The organism is Paenibacillus sp. JSM ZJ436, from assembly GCF_044383795.1.
GTDB lineage: Bacteria > Bacillota > Bacilli > Paenibacillales > Paenibacillaceae > Paenibacillus_AQ > Paenibacillus_AQ algicola.
The window spans coordinates 33,617-49,399 of record NZ_JBISEO010000001.1 but is presented as its reverse complement, the minus strand read 5'-3'; the positions used below and the strand labels follow the sequence as shown (position 1 = coordinate 49,399).

The following is a 15,783-nucleotide window of genomic DNA, read 5'->3' as shown; positions in this document are numbered from 1 at the left end:
TAAGTCTAAACGTTGAACCGTCGGGGACAACCTGCATCCGTTCATGAACTCAAAATCAAAGGAGTAGCATCATGCAGCAAAAAAAATGGTTTCGCATCGTCATCTACCTCATGCTGGCCGCTATGATCGGCTCTACCCTGTTTATTGTGCTTGAACCTCTGCTTCTGCCATAGCGCCCCCTGATTGCATGCATTCAGGACCAATCAGGCGGCAGCTTAGCCTCATAAGGAAATACCCGGGTGAAGCATGCTGTAATCTCCCGGGCCGCTTCCTCCATGTCGATTTCCCCTCCGATACACTCTTCCAGCGAGGTAATGCCATACTGCTGAATTCCACACGGAACGATGCCGGCAAAGCCTTCCTGCTTCACCTGGTCCTTAATGTTAAGCGCAAAACCATGGCTCGTAATAAAGCCGCGGTGCTGCCGCGCCTTATTAAACTTCACCCCAATGGCACAGATCTTGGCGTCACCGACCCAGACCCCCGTATATTCCGGCTTTCTGTTGGACTGAATCCCAAACTGCTCTAGATAGTCCATGATGACCTGCTCCAGGCTGCGAAGATAGCCGTGCAGATCCAGCTGCTTGCCTCCCTCCAGGAGCAGCAGCGGGTACCCGACCAGCTGCCCGGGGCCATGATACGTAATATCCCCGCCACGGTCAATCTCAAACAGCGTAATTCCCCGCTCCTTGAGCTCGCGCTCATCCAGAAGCAGATGCTCCGGATGGCGCTGAGAGCCCATGGTATAGGTAGGCGGATGCTGGAGCAGCATCAAAGCCTCATTCGATTGTCCCTGATCAATCTGGGAGGCGCGTGCTTTCTGAAGGTCCCAGGCGGCCGCATAGTCCAGCTGAGGCGTATAGGTCACATCGAGCACTTTTGTCATTGTATCTACCACCTTCAACAGAACGGGATGAATTAATACAGCTTGGTATCCGGTGTAAAGCCCTCTAGATTATCCTTGACCCGCTGCAGGAATCGTCCGCAAATGACACCATCCAGAATTCGATGATCCAGTGACAGGCACAGGTTTGCCATCGACCGGACCGCAATCATGTCATTAATGACGACAGGCTTCTTCACAATCGATTCAAAGGTGAGGATCGCAGCCTGTGGATAGTTAATGATCGGATAGGACAATATAGAGCCAAAGGACCCGGTATTGTTCACCGTGAAGGTCCCTCCCTGCATATCATCCAGCGTGAGCTTGCCTTCCCGGGTTTTGCGGGCCAGCTCCTCGATTTCCCGGGCAAGGCCGGCAATGTTTTTTTGATCTGCATTCTTGATGACGGGAGTCATCACAGAGTCCTCGGTGCCTACAGCCAGCGACAGATTGATATCCCGCTTGACAACGATCTTGTCTACAGCCCAGTAGGAGTTCATAATCGGGTAATCCTTGATCGCACTGACGACCGCCTTCAGCAGAAAAGCAAGGTAGGTCAGGTTGACTCCCTCTTTGCGCTTGAACTCATCCTTCACCTTGCTGCGCAGCAGAACCAGATTGGTCACATCGACCTCGATCATCGTCCAGGCATGCGGAATTTCAGAGACGCTTTGACGCATGTTTCGGGCAATCGTATTTCGAATTGGCGTTACGTCAATATACTGCTCAGATCGACCAGAACCGGCTTGCTCCACCTCGATCTTCGGAATACGCGGCATTTCGGTGAGATGCAGGCCGGAATGCCGGACATCAGGAATGGCTGTGTCCAAGGGCTGGCTGCTGCGCGAAGCATTAGGCTCCTTGCGCGGCTCAAAAGGCGAGGCGGAAGCCGGGCTAGCTGCTGCATCTCCAGTGTCCCCGGCCACCGGAGCCGGCTGCTCCATTGCCTTCATCACATCTTTCCGGGTAATTCTTCCGCCCATCCCACTACCGTTTACACGGCTTAGGTCAATGCCATGCTCTGAAGCCAGGGCTTGCACGGCTGGAGAGTACCGATTGCGCATCGAGGCATCTCCTAAAGAATTTGGTGAAGCCGTAGCAGCAGGAACGCTTTCTCTAATGGCCTCAGACTGTGCCTGCGGCTGGGATGGAGCGTCTTGCGTTTGAATGAGACAGATAATTTCTCCTACACTAACCGTGCGTCCTTCCTCCGCAAGAATGTCCCCCATGATTCCGTCCAGGGTGGACGGGATTTCAGCATTCACCTTATCTGTCATCACTTCACAGATGGGCTCATACTGCTCAATGGGATCCCCCGGCTTTTTCAGCCATTTCCCGATGGTGGCAGACACTAGTGATTCGGCCAGCTGCGGCATCGCAACCTCCGTCATTTTCCCGTATTCTGACATGCTCACAACTCCCTGTAGCTTTAGTAAAGCGCCAGCTGGCGCATCGCTTCTTTAATTTTGTCTTTATTCAGCATGTAAAACTTTTCCATTGGCGGGCTGATGGGCATCGCCGGAACATCCGGCGGGCATACTCGCGTGATAGGCGCATCCAGCTCATACAGGCATTCCTCTGCAATAATTGCAGCTACCTCAGCTCCAATTCCACCGGTCTTGTTATCCTCATGCACGATCATCACCTTGCCGGTCTCTTTCACAGCTTCCAGAATTCCTTCTTTATCGAGCGGCTGCAGCGTTCTTAAATCCAGCACATGTGCCGTGATGCCCTCTTCCCGTTCCAGCTCCTCCGCAGCCTGAAGCACGAAGTAGAGCGGCTGGCTGTATCCAATTACCGTAATATCCTTACCTTGGCGCAGCAGGTTCGCCTTCCCGATCGGAACGGTATAGTCATCCTCAGGCACGTCTCCGGTAATGAGCTTGTAGCATTTCTTGTTCTCAAAATAAAGCACGGGGTCCGGATCCCGAACTGCCGCCTTCAACAGCCCTTTGGCATCGTAAGCCGTAAACGGCGCTACAATCTTCAAGCCGGGCGTGCCAAAAAAGATCGACTCCGGACACTGGGAATGATACAATCCCCCGAAAATGCCGCCCCCGATCGGAGCGCGGACTACGATGGGACAGCTCCAGTCATTGTTCGAGCGGTAACGGATTTTGGCTGCTTCGCTAATAATCTGGTTCGTAGCGGGCAGCATGAAGTCAGAGTACTGCATTTCTGCAATGGGCTTCATCCCATACATGGCTGCTCCAATGGCGACGCCCGCAATGGCAGATTCAGCAAGAGGAGTGTCCATGACTCGCATTTCTCCGAACTGCTCCATTAATCCTTTCGTCGTCGTAAAAACGCCGCCTTTGACGCCGACATCCTCACCCAGCACGAATACAGCGTCATCCCGCTCCAGTTCTTCCTTCATCGCGAGCCGGATCGCATCGATATACTCCATAACAGGCATGCTTAGTTTCCTCCTTCATTCTCGGCGTAAACATGCCGCAGTGTATCTTCTGGCAGCGGAAACGGCGCCCGATCTGCAGATTCGGTAGCTTCTTTTATTTCCAGGTTCAGCTGGGCAATGAGGTCCTCATCCTTCTGCTCATCCCAGATTCCGCAATCGACCAGATACTTCTTAAAGCCTGCCAGGCCATCCTTCTTCCAATGATCCTCTACCTCTTCCTTCGTCCGGTAGGCAAGATCATTATCCGAGGTGGAATGCGGTGAAAGCCGGTACATCATAGCTTCGATCAAAGTCGGTCCTTCGCCTCGAACCGCACGCTCCCGAGCCTCCTTCACCGCTGCATAAACCTCCAGCGGATCATTCCCGTCTACGCGAATGCCCGGGAAGCCATATCCCAGAGCCCGATCGCTTACGCGCCCGGCAATTTGCTTGTGAAGCGGCACAGAGATGGCATACTGATTGTTCTCGCACATGATAATGACGGGAAGCTTGTGAACCCCGGCAAAGTTACAGCCCTCATGGAAATCCCCCTGGTTGCTGGAGCCCTCACCAAAGGTGACAAAGGACACAAAATCCTTATTCTGCATCTTCGCGGCTAAAGCGAGTCCGACTGCATGCGGCACCTGCGTCGTCACCGGGCTCGAGCCGGTCACAATACGCAGCCGCTTGCTGCCAAAGTGCCCGGGCATCTGCCGTCCGCCGCTGTTCGGATCCTCAGCCTTGGCGAATGCGGAAAGCATCAGCTCTCGTGGAGTCATGCCTACAGCCATAACAAAGGCATAGTCGCGGTAATACGGGAGAAAATAATCCTTCTCGCGGTCTAGCGCAAAGGCAGCACCTACCTGGGCAGCCTCCTGGCCAATGCCGGAAACGTGAAAATTAATTTTGCCTGCCCGCTGCAGGAGCAAATTCCGTTCATCAAATTTCCTTGCCATCATCATATATCTGTACATGTCCAGCACTTGACCATCAGATAAACCAAGCTGCTCATGTCTAGTCTTCGAAGAATTGCTTACTTCTTGCATGAAGATCCCTCCTTCATCATCCAGCCAAGTTAAAGAGATGTATGGTGCCTGAACCCCGCACTATAACTTAGTATTAACACCTGGTACTAAGACTTGGCTTTAACTTATTATAATCCCTTTTTGTCTAAAAAGAAACGAAGGATTACTCTGAGTCACCTCTAGTCAGATTCCAATGGCTCGTCCATCCAGATGCAGCATCGCCTCGCCTACGATTTCAGACAGCGTCGGATGGCTGTGGACGACATAGCCCACTTCTGTGGCTGCAGCATCGAGCACCTGTGCCAGGGCGGCTTCCCCAATGAACTCCGTAGCATGAGGTCCAATGATATGAACCCCTAGAATATCATCAGTCTCCGCATTCGCGATCACCTTGCAGAAGCCTTCGGCAGCCCCTTGAATGAGAGCCTTACCGTTGGCTGAGAACGGGATCTTACTGATCTTGAGCTTGTTATTCTGTGCCTTGGCTTCCTTCTCTGTGAGCCCGACGCTGGCTGTTTCAGGACGAGTGTACACGCATCTGGGAATCCATTCACTGCGATAAGGATGCAGCGGCTGACCAGCCAGATGCTGTACCGCTACCAGTCCTTCATGAGCCGCAGCATGGGCCAGCTGAAGCCCGCCAATGACATCGCCGATGGCATAAATATGCGGCTCTGTCGTCTGCATATGCTTGTTCACGGCAATCACGCCGTCCGTCACGGAAACATCCGTATTTTCCAGGCCGATCTGATCCGCGTTTCCTTTTCTGCCAACGGATACTAGAATCGTGCTTGTCAGCATTTCGTGCTGTACTCCGTCCTTTACAATCTGGATGCAGACCTCTTCTCCCCGCACTTCGTATGTATCGGTCTGAACATATGCATCCGTCCAGATGTTCACTCCCCGCTCTGAAAGATGCTTTCTCAGCTCGCGGCTGATATCCTCATCCTCGGCTGGCAGCAGCCGGGGCGCGGCCTCCACCAGAGTAACCCGGACTCCGAAATCATTCAGCATGGAAGCCCACTCTACGCCGATCACTCCGCCTCCCACAATCAAGATAGATTCTGGCAAACGTTCCATCTGCAGGGCATGACTGCTGTCCATAATGCGCTGACCGTCCGGGACCAGACCCGGCAGCTCCCGCGGGCTGGAGCCTGTAGCGATAATGAGATGAGACGGCACGACCGTTTCCATCTCACCATCCGGCAGTTCCACCGCCACGGCTCCGCTGCGGGGCGAGAATATGGACGGTCCGATGACACGTCCCTTTCCATATATGACCTGAATTTTATTTTTGCTCATTAAATATTGAACGCCCTGATGCAGCTTCCCGACAATGTTGTCCTTGCGCTGCAGGACCTTGCTGAAGGACAGGCGAACGCCATCAGCTTCAATGCCGTAAGCTTCGCTTTGATTCATCTCTGCATACATTTCGGCACTTCTCAGAAGAGCCTTGCTCGGGATACATCCGCGATGCAGACAGGTTCCACCCAGCTTGTCCTGCTCAATCAGCACGACAGATTTCCCCAGCTGAGCCGCCCGGATCGCCGCTGTATACCCACCCGTTCCCCCGCCGAGTACAGCAACATCACATGTTATCGTCAATTGTAAGGCACCCCCGTTATGTACTTGATCCTCTTGTTATTTTACTCTCTTTTAGAATGATTACAAATGTCAGTCTCTTTCAAATAGACAGTGTGTCTGGAAACAGGTATGATAAGGAAGACTCTATGGACAAGGCAGGTAGTGATATGAAATTGCTGATCTCCCGATTTATTGCCATTCTTATTCTGGTCATTCCTGGGTTTATGGCTATGAAGGGCTTCCTCATGATGAAAGATGCTCTGTTTCTATATATCGCTGTGCACGGTGATGATACTGCGCTTCAGAAGAGCTTTAATTGGCTGACCTTTGGCGGCGGACTGATCCTGTTCATTCTCGGTATCGGATTTTTGGCCGGCTGGGTGCTATTTCGCGACCGGAAGCGGAATTATGTCGGCCCCCGGTTCAAGGAGAAACGCAAGCATTAAGGTACATGGTTTTCATGCAGATCATGACCAGACTGAAGGAAACACCGGCAGCGTGAGCTTCCCGGTGTTTTTTTGTGCTCTATCGACCTTATACCTTAGGATCGCTCACTTTACTCGTATAGCGCTTCTTTTAGCCTTGTGGACATCACGTCTTGCCGGGACGCCCTTAGCGCAGCTTTGCGCAGCTTATAGTTCTGCTCCTCCAATGCATCCAGCTCCTGGATCAATGTCAGTATCCATGCGGCAGCCTCCTCGGTCAGCTTTCCTTGAGTAAGCAGCTCCTGATAGCGGCCAAGCCGCGATTCATTCATTTCCTTATTCATGTCTTCGTCCCCTCCGTTAGAATGAAATACGCCACCTCCTGTGCGGTAAGCTCCTCGCTCCCCATCTACAAGAAATGACGTATGATCCACACCTTAAGTGTGTCAGCTCACTGCCCCTAACCCTTTCAAGAAACCTTATGCTCAATTCTCAGCTTGTCCGCCACCATGGCTATGAATTCGCTGTTGGTTGGCTTGGATTTGCTGATGTTAATCGTATAACCGAATAAATGGCTGATGCTGTCAATATTGCCGCGGGTCCAGGCTACTTCAATCGCGTGGCGGATAGCACGTTCGACGCGTGAAGGCGTGGTCTTGAATTTCTCTGCGATCGCTGGATACAGCGTCTTGGTGATGGCACCCAAAATTTCAATGTTGTTGTACACCATTGTAATGGCTTCACGCAAATATTGATAGCCTTTAATATGCGCTGGAACTCCGATTTCATGAATAATGGACGTAATGTTAGCATCCAGATTCTTGCCCTTGCCCATAGGAACCACATTGGCCTTGGATGTAGAGGCAGCAAAAGAAGAGGAGCCTGCCAGGCTTCCGGATACTCCAACCAGCTGGCGGATCCGGCTGGCCAGTACTTCCATGTCAAAAGGCTTCAGAATATAATAAGATGCGCCCAGCTGGACAGCACGCTGCGTAATATTCTCTTGGCCGAATGCCGTCAGCATAATGACCTTCGGCTGCGGAGAAAGGTTCATCTCCCGAAGACGCTCCAGCACGCCCAATCCGTCCAGATGAGGCATAATAATATCTAAAATAAGTACATCCGGCACCTTGCCGGTCTGCTGGATCATGCTTAGTACCTCGTCGCCGTTATACGCAATACCGCTGACCACCATATCTGGTTGTTCCGAAATATACTCCCCTAACAAATTTGTAAACTCGCGGTTATCATCAGCTAGTAACACTTCAATCTTTTGCAATTGCTGCTCCTCCTTTATGATCACCTGGATTATTCATGTCCAAATTATCTTGATAAAGGATTTCGACAACGGGGATTAAATTCCTTCTGTCGAAAATTATTTTTCTTTATTTTTTTCAATTCCTGATTTATAATTAATATTTTATTTCAATTTACCCTCTAATTCGCCTGCAATCGACAAAAAATCTTAAGGCGTTAGCTCGCCTTAAGATTTTTTGGTCTGTCAGGTTTCGCCGGAAGCACTCCGGAGTCCTGAAGCATCCATTCGATAAAGCAGCCGTAGCCGGATTTCGGATCGTTGACGAACACATGCGTCACGGCACCGATGAGCTTGCCATTCTGGACAATCGGACTGCCGCTCATGCCCTGCACAATCCCGCCCGTTTTCTTAATCAGCCGCGGATCTGTAATCCGGAGCACCATCCCTTTGGTAGCCGGCGCGTCCTGCTTGGATACATGAATGATTTCTACGTTGAACCTTTCCACCTGCTGGCCCTCTACAACGGTAAGAATTTCGGCAGGTCCCACTCTCACCTCACCGGATAATCCCACCGGAATGGGTTCAGGATAAAGACTGTGTTCCGGCTTATCCTTCATCTTGCCAAAGATGCCAAACGGTGTATTTCTCTGTACATCACCCAGCACACGGCTGTCCTTCAAGAAATGCGCCCGTTTCTCACCCGGCTCTCCCTCTTCGCTGCGCGAGATGGAAGTAACGTTGGACTGAAGAATCTCACCGCTTCCGACCTCAATCGGGGTCTGGGTATTCATATCGGTAATGACATGTCCCAAGGCTCCATACACCTTCTGATGAGGCGCGTAAAAGGTTAATGTCCCGACACCCGCTGCAGAATCCCGAATGTACAGGCCCAGGCGCCAGGTCTGATCCTGTTCGTCAAAAGCAGGAGACAGCTTCGTTCGCATTTCATGACCGTCACGCTTGAAAATAATGTCCAGCGGCTTGTTGGCTTTTCCCGCCTGGTCCACAATAGCAGCCACTTTGGTGACATTATCCAGGGGCACACCGTTCATGGATGTCAGCAGATCACCCAGCTTCAAGCCAGCGCTTTCTCCCGGAGAAGCTTTCCCGCCACTGCCCCCATGAACCAGATGATGTCCGACAACGAGAATGCCGGCAGATTTGACCTTCACGCCAATCGTCTGGCCGCCGGGAACTACTTTAAGTTCGGGCATAACATCGACGTTCACGGTCTTGAGAGGAATGGTACCAAATAATTTCAGTTTAACCTGGGCGCTCCCGGCCTGCTGTGAGGTCAGCTGAATCGGATTGCGCAAAGAAATCTGCTGGGCATGATGAAAGGAGCCGTTAACCTGAACGACTTCCGGCCGATCCACAGAGGCCACCGCCTGTACAGGCATTGCCAGCTGCAGCTTTCCTTGCTGTCCGCTGAACATGGAAATATGATCCGGCAGCCTGGAGAAGGATTGAACAGGCTCGGCAGCGGCAACAAAGCAAAGAAAGAAGGCCATCAGCATTCCGAGCAGCTTTCTCTTGAGGTTGGGGTTCAATGGCTGTCACGCTCCCTTTTTCTTCTTTCGCTTGACGAAAAGGTTGGTCGCCAATTGCGTACCTTTAAGTTAACCTTGCCCCCACCCTTTTATAACTGTCAATCATTGACCCGCAGGCTGCCGGGAAGCTTTTTGCGCCTTCGCCAAATTCAGCATTTCCTGGGCATGATGAAGTGTTTTTTTAGTGATTTCCACGCCACCCAGCATCCGGGCGAGCTCTTCCACCCGTCCCTTCTCCTGCAGCGGCTCCACCTGCGTCATCGTTCTTCCTTCATCCAGTCTTTTCTCGATTAAGTATTGATGATCTGCCATGCACGCCACCTGCGGCAGATGGGTGATGGAGAATACCTGACAGCTTCTCGCCAGGATAAACAGCTTCTCGGCAATAGACTGGGCTGCGCGTCCACTCACTCCCGTGTCTACCTCATCAAAGATCAGCACCGGAATCTGGTCATGTCTTGCAAAAATACTCTTCATAGCCAGCATGATCCGGGACATTTCGCCGCCGGAAGCAATCTTGGCCAAGGGCCGCAGCGGCTCGCCGGGGTTTGGAGAGATGAGAAATTCCACGCTGTCTATTCCATGCCGGCTTAGGCGGATTTTTTGGCCACCATATTCAACGCCGCCGGAAGGATCCAGCTGCAGCTCGATCTTTACCTCCAGTGAAGTTCTCTCCATTTGAAGATCCTTTAACTCATGCTCCACCTGAACGGCAAGGCTGTCTGCCATGTTTCGGCGAGCCTTGGACAGCTCTTCTGCAGTCCCCAGCAGCTGTTGAAGCAAAATCTCCCGCTCTTCCCGCAGCTTCTCCAGATGCTCATCCTTGTTCTCCAGAAGATTACTTTCCTTCTCAATGTTCTTGTAGTATTCCAGAATCTGCTCTACATTATCCCCGTATTTCCGGCGAAGACTGGATATGGTGTTCAAGCGGTCATCAATCTCACTGAGACGATCGGGATTGAACTCAATCCCATCGCGGTAGTCACGTAGCTGGAATACTGCATCCTCCAGCTGATAGTAGGCGGATTGCAGCTGCTCCAGAATAGGCTTTAATTCCTTCTCATCGTAGCCCGCTACATCCTCCACCCGGTTCAAGGCCCGGCTAATGGACTCTAGACCGCTCGCGCCGAACAGAATATCGTACGCACCGCTGACCGAGTCCATCATCTTCTCGCTATGTGACAGCTTCAAGCGCTCCTCACCGAGCTCTTCATCCTCACCGGTGCGAAGCTTGGCGGCAGCGATCTCTTCCAGCTGATAACGATACATATCCAGCATTTGATACGCCTTCTGGCTGGTCTCCAGCAACTCGTTAAGCTCTTTATCCACTCGGAGATAAGAGCTGTATTGCTCCTGGTATCGTTGCTTCAGCGGACCAATGACAGAGCTTCCGTAGGTGTCCAGCAGGCTGAGATGACGATCCGGGCGCAGCAGGCTCTGATGCTCATGCTGCCCGTGAATGTTGATAAGCTGCTCTCCAACCTCCCGAAGCATGCTGAGATTCACCAGCTGGCCATTAATGCGGGATGTGCTTTTCCCTTGGGCGGTCAGCTCCCTGCGAATGAGCAAATGCTCCTCCGGATGCCCCTCAATCCCCAGCCTCTCCAAGGTTTCCCATACCGGATGCTGCGGCGTGAGGTCGAATAAGGCTTCAATTTCTGCTTTGTCACAGCCGTAACGGACCAGATCTGCAGAGCCCCGCCCGCCCGCCGCAAGTCCAAGCGCATCAATAATAATGGATTTTCCCGCTCCCGTTTCACCCGTCAGTACATGAAAGCCCGGAAAAAACTGTACATCCACCGATTCAACAACAGCCAAGTTGCGGATCGATAAGGTTGCTAGCATAATGAAGCACCTCCACGCTGGAATATGATATTCAGGAGATATACCCCATGATTTGCGTGACGACGGTCTGACTGTCTTCTTCGGTCCGGCAGATCATGAGTATCGTGTCATCGCCGCATATCGTTCCCATAATATGTGACCATTCCATGTTGTCAAGCAGCACCGCGACGGAATTTGCCGTCCCTGGCAAGCATTTCATGACAACCAGGTTACCCGTTCTGTCAATATGCACAAAATTGTCTACCAAGGCCCTCTTTAGCTTCTGCACCGGATTATACCTTTGGTCCGTCGGCATGGAATATTTGTATCGTCCGTCATCCATCGGGACCTTGATCAGCAGCAGCTCCTTGATATCCCTTGATACCGTCGCCTGTGTGACCTGAAAGCCTGCGTCGCGCAGTGCTTCAACCAGCTCATCCTGCGTCTCGATCTCCTGATGAGTAATAATGTCCCGGATTTTGATATGGCGTTGTCCCTTCATGTTACCAGACCCTCCTGAGCTTGCCCCTTAATAATGATTCTTGCTCCACATTTCATCTGTCCACTCCATCGTTACTTTCCGAACCATTCCCTGCTGATCATCGACGTAGAGGAGTCCTGCACAGTCCGGGTACATCAACAGCACCGGCATAAGCCTGTCCCTTACTGAAGCCCCGCTCCAGTCCATCGCCATTCGCTCTCGTGAGAGCTTGACCAGGTAAAGGTGCCCCTCCTCATCGGAGGCTACATAATCCACGAACAGGCGGCTATACACCTCCTGTGCCCCGATCTGAAAAGAAAGATTGATCTTTACCTTTCCGCCTATAACCTCATAACCCTCCTGCACGAGCAGCTCAAGCGCCGGATGATCCTCAATCTGTTTCTGAATAGGCACCGTCGTAAAGACGGCCGTTTGCGGAGACGTCAGCCACCGATTCAGCCGCCACAGCACGACTCCTGCTGCCATAACCGCCAAAATCACCATGAGCACCCTGTCGATGTTTTCATGCATTTTTGGTTTCACCTCAAGAGGTGTAATTCGTGAATGAAAAAGTGAACTCCTTTATTTGAACAAAAGAAACCCATCATTTCGATGAGTTTCCCGTGAATGTATGAGCCGCCTGTTTGACCGTATCCTCGATCAGCTTGCTCAGAGCCTCAGGAATATGTTCCTTCTCTTGCTCCGGTGCTTCCGTCAGCAGGCCCGGCTCATCGGCAGTCACTGCCCAATGCGCCAGAAATTCAATATTTCCTTCACCGCCGGTAATAGGCGAAAAAGTAAGTCCTTTGAGGCTGAAGCCAAGCTGTGCTGCAAATCCGAGCACCTCTTGAAGCACCTCCCGGTGAACCTTAGGGTCCCGGACCACGCCGGATTTGCCCACCTTCTCCCGTCCGGCCTCGAACTGGGGCTTGATCAGCGCAGCTACATCTCCCGGCTTACCAATTAACACCTTCAGGACGGGCAGGATGAGCTTAAGTGAGATAAACGATACATCAATGCTCGCAAAATCAGGACTCGGACCCTTCAGCTCTTCTGGCGTCATATAGCGAAAATTCGTCCGTTCCATCACCTGGACACGATCGTCATTGCGCAGCGACCAGTCCAGCTGATTGTACCCGACATCAATGGCATAGACATACGAAGCTCCATGCTGAAGCGCGCAGTCTGTAAAGCCGCCGGTAGAAGATCCGATGTCCAGCATGCTTACTCCTTTCAGATCCAGTCCGAAGGTCCGAATAGCCTTCTCCAGCTTAAGTCCCCCACGGCTTACATAAGGGTGCAGTGCACCCTTTACCCGAATCTCGGCCGAGCGGGGAATTTTCATGCCCGCTTTCTCGATCCGTTCTGTTCCGGTATAGACGAGGCCGGCCATAATGGCGGCCTTCGCCTTCTCCCGGCTGTCATAAAATCCCTGCTCTACGAGCAAAAGATCAATGCGTTCTTTTTGTATGGAATCCATGCTATGCTCCTAAGCTCTGATACTAGGATGAGACACTGCGCTTGTTCCGCGCACCGACCGCAGGTGCAGTCAGTTCTCTTACCCGTGCGCATACCGCTTCGGCAGTTAAGCCTACCTCTGCCCTCTGCTGCTCGACACTGCCGTGCTCAATGAAGCGGTCCTCAATTCCCATCAGAGAAACGACAGCATCATAAGCCCCTTGCTCTGCAAAATACTCCAGCACGGCGCTGCCAAGACTGCCTGCTTGAGAAGCTTCCTCCAGCACGATCATCGCAGTGTGGGAAGTCGCCAGTTGATCCAGCATTCCCGTATCCAGCGGCTTCATAAACCGCGCGTTTACGATCTGTACCTGAACCCCTTCACGCTTCAGCATATCAGCGGCCGTCTCAGCCAGCTGCACCATAGGTCCTGCCGCCAGAATAGCACAGCCCTCTCCACTGCTCAGCTTCTCCCAAGAACCGATCGGGATCGCCCGCAGCTCTTCATCCAGGCTGACACCCAATCCGCTCAGGCGCGGATAACGGTATGCAATCGGGCCGTCATTGTATTCAAGCGCCGTATACATCATATGACGAAGCTCATTCTCATCCTTCGGCATCATCATGACAAGGTTGGGAATGTGACGCATAAATGCGATATCGTATACCCCTTGATGGGTTTCTCCGTCGGCACCGACAAAGCCGGCCCGGTCAATCGCGAACATCACATTGGCGTTATGCCGGCAAATATCATGCACAATCTGATCATACGCACGCTGCATAAAGGTAGAGTACACCGCAAACACCGGCTTCATCCCTTCCATAGCCAGGGCCGCGCACATCGTCGCTGCATGCTGCTCTGCGATACCGACATCAATCATTCGGTCCGGGAATTCCTTGCTGAAAGGAATGAGCCCCGACCCTCCCGGCATGGCCGGAGTTACAGCGACAATACGATCATCCTGCTTGCCCAGTTCCACCAGTGTCGCGCCGAACACATCCGTATATTGCGGATTACCCACGGATTTTAATACCTGTCCGGACTCAATCTTATAAGGAGAGATCCCGTGCCATTTATGCGAATCGTTCTCTGCGGGATGGTATCCCTTGCCCTTTGTCGTAATTACATGAATGAACACCGGTCCGTCCACATTATCCGCCTGGCGCAGCGTATCCATCAGCTTGCCCAGATCATGCCCGTCTACCGGTCCCAGATAAGTAAAGCCCAGCTCTTCAAAAAGAATCCCCGGCACCATCATATACTTCAGGCTGTCCTTTACGTTCTGTGCCGTCTTGGCGAGACGATCTCCGATCGCCGGAATCCGCTTGAGCAGGCTCTCCACCTCATCCTTCGCCCGAAGGTAGTGGCGGTCTGAACGAATCTTGCTCAAATAATTGTGCATCGCACCTACATTCGGGGCGATCGACATCTCATTATCATTCAGAATGACCATCAGCTTCTTCTTCTCATGGCCAATATGGTTCAATGCTTCAAACGCCATGCCGCCGGTTAAAGCTCCATCCCCGATTACGGCTACGACGCGGTTGCTGCCGCCCTTCAAATCACGAGCGAGCGCCATGCCCATCGCTGCAGACAGCGAGGTGCTGCTGTGGCCCGCTTCCCAAACGTCATGCTCACTCTCGGTGCGCTTGACGAAGCCGCACAGCCCCTTGTATTTACGGAGTGTGTCAAACTGGTCCTTGCGCCCAGTCAATATTTTATGAACATAAGCCTGATGGCCCACATCAAAGATCATTTTATCGGAAGGACTGTCAAAGCAATAATGCAAGGCCAGCGTGAGCTCCACCACTCCCAGATTCGATGCAAGATGTCCGCCGGTTACCGATAGCTTTTCGATTAGAAACTGGCGGATTTCGGCCGCCAGCTCGACCAGTTCCTCAACCGACAGTGTTTTTAAATGCTCCGGTTGCTGTATTGTTGGAAGCAGCACAATGAATCTCCCCGCTTTCCTTGGTTAAGTTTATAGACATTAGACATTATATCACAAAAAAACCGCTTGCATGTACATCGCGCTTAGTGGTCCCGGGACATCAGATAATCGGCAATTTCCAGAAGACGCTGAACATCCTTTAATCCCGCACCTTCAATAACTTCCTTCGCTTCCCGAGTTAGCTGCTCTACCTTCTGCTGTGAAGCCTCCAGGCCGATAAAGTACGGATACGTAACCTTCTGCTGCTTGACGTCGCTTTGCACCTTTTTGCCCAGCTTGGCCTCATCTCCGGTCAGATCCAGAATGTCATCCTGAATTTGAAAAGCCAGCCCCAGATGATGACCGAATGTTCGCAGTGCCTGCAGCGCACTCTCCTCCACTCCAGCGATCCTACCGCCAGCCAGCAGCGAGAACATGATCAGATCACTGGTCTTATGGAGGTGAATATACTCCAGCTGCTCCAGATTCGTGAGGCCCTGCTCGCCTTCCATATCAGCCACCTGACCTCCGACCATGCCCCTCGGACCGGCGTACTCCGAGAGCTCCTCGACAATAGCGAGCACTGCATCAGCAGGGACCCCGTGCTGCCTAGAGGCTTGAACGACACTGTAAAATGCATGGGTGAGCAGAGCGTCCCCGGCCAATATAGCCGCCGCCTCACCGAACACCTTATGATTCGTCGGCTTGCCGCGTCGAAAATCATCATCGTCCATGGCCGGGAGATCATCATGAATTAAAGAGTATGTATGCACCATTTCAACTGCGCAGGCTACCGGAAGCGCAGCCTCCCGCTTCCCGCCGCCTGCCTCGCAGGCGGCGACCACAAGCAGCGGCCGCATCCGTTTGCCCCCCGCCATCAGGGAGTAGGACATGGATTCCTGCAAGCTTTGCGGCACACTCCACTGTGATGGCAGGAAGCTGCCCAGCTGATCATTCATCAGGCCCCCG

Annotated in this window: 16 protein-coding genes; 2 read left to right on the top strand and 14 right to left on the bottom strand. The window is 52.4% G+C overall.

Annotated features, from left to right (window positions below; translation table 11 throughout):
• Positions 1–71: 71 nt before the first annotated feature.
• Positions 72–173, top strand: a complete 102-nt coding sequence (gene prli42, locus ACH6EH_RS00270) for a stressosome-associated protein Prli42 (RefSeq protein ID WP_397330656.1) — start codon at positions 72–74, stop codon at positions 171–173.
• A 20-nt stretch (positions 174–193) separates the two neighbouring features.
• Here prli42 and lipB read toward each other — a convergent pair whose 3' ends face one another.
• The 5 genes from lipB to lpdA form a co-directional block, all read right to left on the bottom strand.
• Positions 194–886, bottom strand: a complete 693-nt coding sequence (gene lipB / locus ACH6EH_RS00265) for a lipoyl(octanoyl) transferase LipB (RefSeq protein WP_397330655.1) — start codon at positions 884–886, stop codon at positions 194–196.
• Between the two features lie 32 nt (positions 887–918).
• A complete protein-coding gene (locus tag ACH6EH_RS00260; protein WP_397330654.1) occupies positions 919–2,292 on the bottom strand; it encodes a dihydrolipoamide acetyltransferase family protein in 1,374 nt (457 codons plus the stop codon).
• 20 nt (positions 2,293–2,312) lie between these two features.
• Positions 2,313–3,299 (bottom strand): alpha-ketoacid dehydrogenase subunit beta, encoded by a 987-nt coding sequence (locus ACH6EH_RS00255; protein ID WP_397330653.1) that lies wholly within the window; start codon positions 3,297–3,299, stop codon positions 2,313–2,315.
• A gap of 2 nt (positions 3,300–3,301) precedes the next feature.
• Positions 3,302–4,324: a thiamine pyrophosphate-dependent dehydrogenase E1 component subunit alpha gene (locus tag ACH6EH_RS00250; RefSeq protein WP_138225504.1), complete on the bottom strand. Its 1,023-nt coding sequence runs from the start codon at positions 4,322–4,324 to the stop codon at positions 3,302–3,304.
• A gap of 162 nt (positions 4,325–4,486) precedes the next feature.
• On the bottom strand, positions 4,487–5,908 hold the full coding sequence (lpdA, locus tag ACH6EH_RS00245) for a dihydrolipoyl dehydrogenase (protein WP_397330652.1): 1,422 nt from the start codon (positions 5,906–5,908) through the stop codon (positions 4,487–4,489).
• A gap of 146 nt (positions 5,909–6,054) precedes the next feature.
• Between lpdA and ACH6EH_RS00240 the strand changes: the two genes are divergently transcribed.
• Positions 6,055–6,333 (top strand): DUF2627 domain-containing protein, encoded by a 279-nt coding sequence (locus ACH6EH_RS00240; protein WP_208204055.1) that lies wholly within the window; start codon positions 6,055–6,057, stop codon positions 6,331–6,333.
• 110 nt (positions 6,334–6,443) lie between these two features.
• On the opposite strand, the gene ACH6EH_RS00235 is transcribed toward ACH6EH_RS00240, so the two are convergent.
• The 9 genes from ACH6EH_RS00235 to ACH6EH_RS00195 all read right to left on the bottom strand — a co-directional run bounded on the left by ACH6EH_RS00235 (position 6,444) and on the right by ACH6EH_RS00195 (position 15,773).
• Positions 6,444–6,656 (bottom strand): hypothetical protein, encoded by a 213-nt coding sequence (locus tag ACH6EH_RS00235; protein WP_208204056.1) that lies wholly within the window; start codon positions 6,654–6,656, stop codon positions 6,444–6,446.
• Between the two features lie 125 nt (positions 6,657–6,781).
• Positions 6,782–7,591 carry a sporulation transcription factor Spo0A gene (gene spo0A, locus ACH6EH_RS00230; RefSeq protein ID WP_138225500.1) on the bottom strand — a complete coding sequence of 270 codons (810 nt, stop codon included), beginning with the start codon at positions 7,589–7,591 and terminating at the stop codon, positions 6,782–6,784.
• A 194-nt stretch (positions 7,592–7,785) separates the two neighbouring features.
• Positions 7,786–9,120, bottom strand: coding sequence for a SpoIVB peptidase (gene spoIVB / locus ACH6EH_RS00225; RefSeq protein WP_397330651.1), 1,335 nt, complete (start codon positions 9,118–9,120; stop codon positions 7,786–7,788).
• 102 nt (positions 9,121–9,222) lie between these two features.
• On the bottom strand, positions 9,223–10,965 hold the full coding sequence (gene recN / locus ACH6EH_RS00220) for a DNA repair protein RecN (RefSeq protein ID WP_397330650.1): 1,743 nt from the start codon (positions 10,963–10,965) through the stop codon (positions 9,223–9,225).
• 31 nt (positions 10,966–10,996) lie between these two features.
• Positions 10,997–11,446: a transcriptional regulator AhrC/ArgR gene (gene ahrC / locus ACH6EH_RS00215; RefSeq protein WP_397330649.1), complete on the bottom strand. Its 450-nt coding sequence runs from the start codon at positions 11,444–11,446 to the stop codon at positions 10,997–10,999.
• 27 nt (positions 11,447–11,473) lie between these two features.
• Entirely contained in the window at positions 11,474–11,956 is a 483-nt protein-coding gene (locus ACH6EH_RS00210; protein WP_397330648.1) for a hypothetical protein, read from the bottom strand.
• A gap of 73 nt (positions 11,957–12,029) precedes the next feature.
• Entirely contained in the window at positions 12,030–12,905 is an 876-nt protein-coding gene (locus ACH6EH_RS00205) for a TlyA family RNA methyltransferase (RefSeq protein ID WP_397330647.1), read from the bottom strand.
• Positions 12,906–12,927: 22 nt separating this feature from the next.
• On the bottom strand, positions 12,928–14,835 hold the full coding sequence (gene dxs, locus ACH6EH_RS00200) for a 1-deoxy-D-xylulose-5-phosphate synthase (RefSeq protein ID WP_397330646.1): 1,908 nt from the start codon (positions 14,833–14,835) through the stop codon (positions 12,928–12,930).
• A gap of 83 nt (positions 14,836–14,918) precedes the next feature.
• The gene (locus ACH6EH_RS00195; RefSeq protein ID WP_397330930.1) at positions 14,919–15,773 is read right to left on the bottom strand and encodes a polyprenyl synthetase family protein; all 855 of its coding nucleotides are present in this window, start codon (positions 15,771–15,773) and stop codon (positions 14,919–14,921) included.
• Positions 15,774–15,783: the final 10 nt, after the last annotated feature.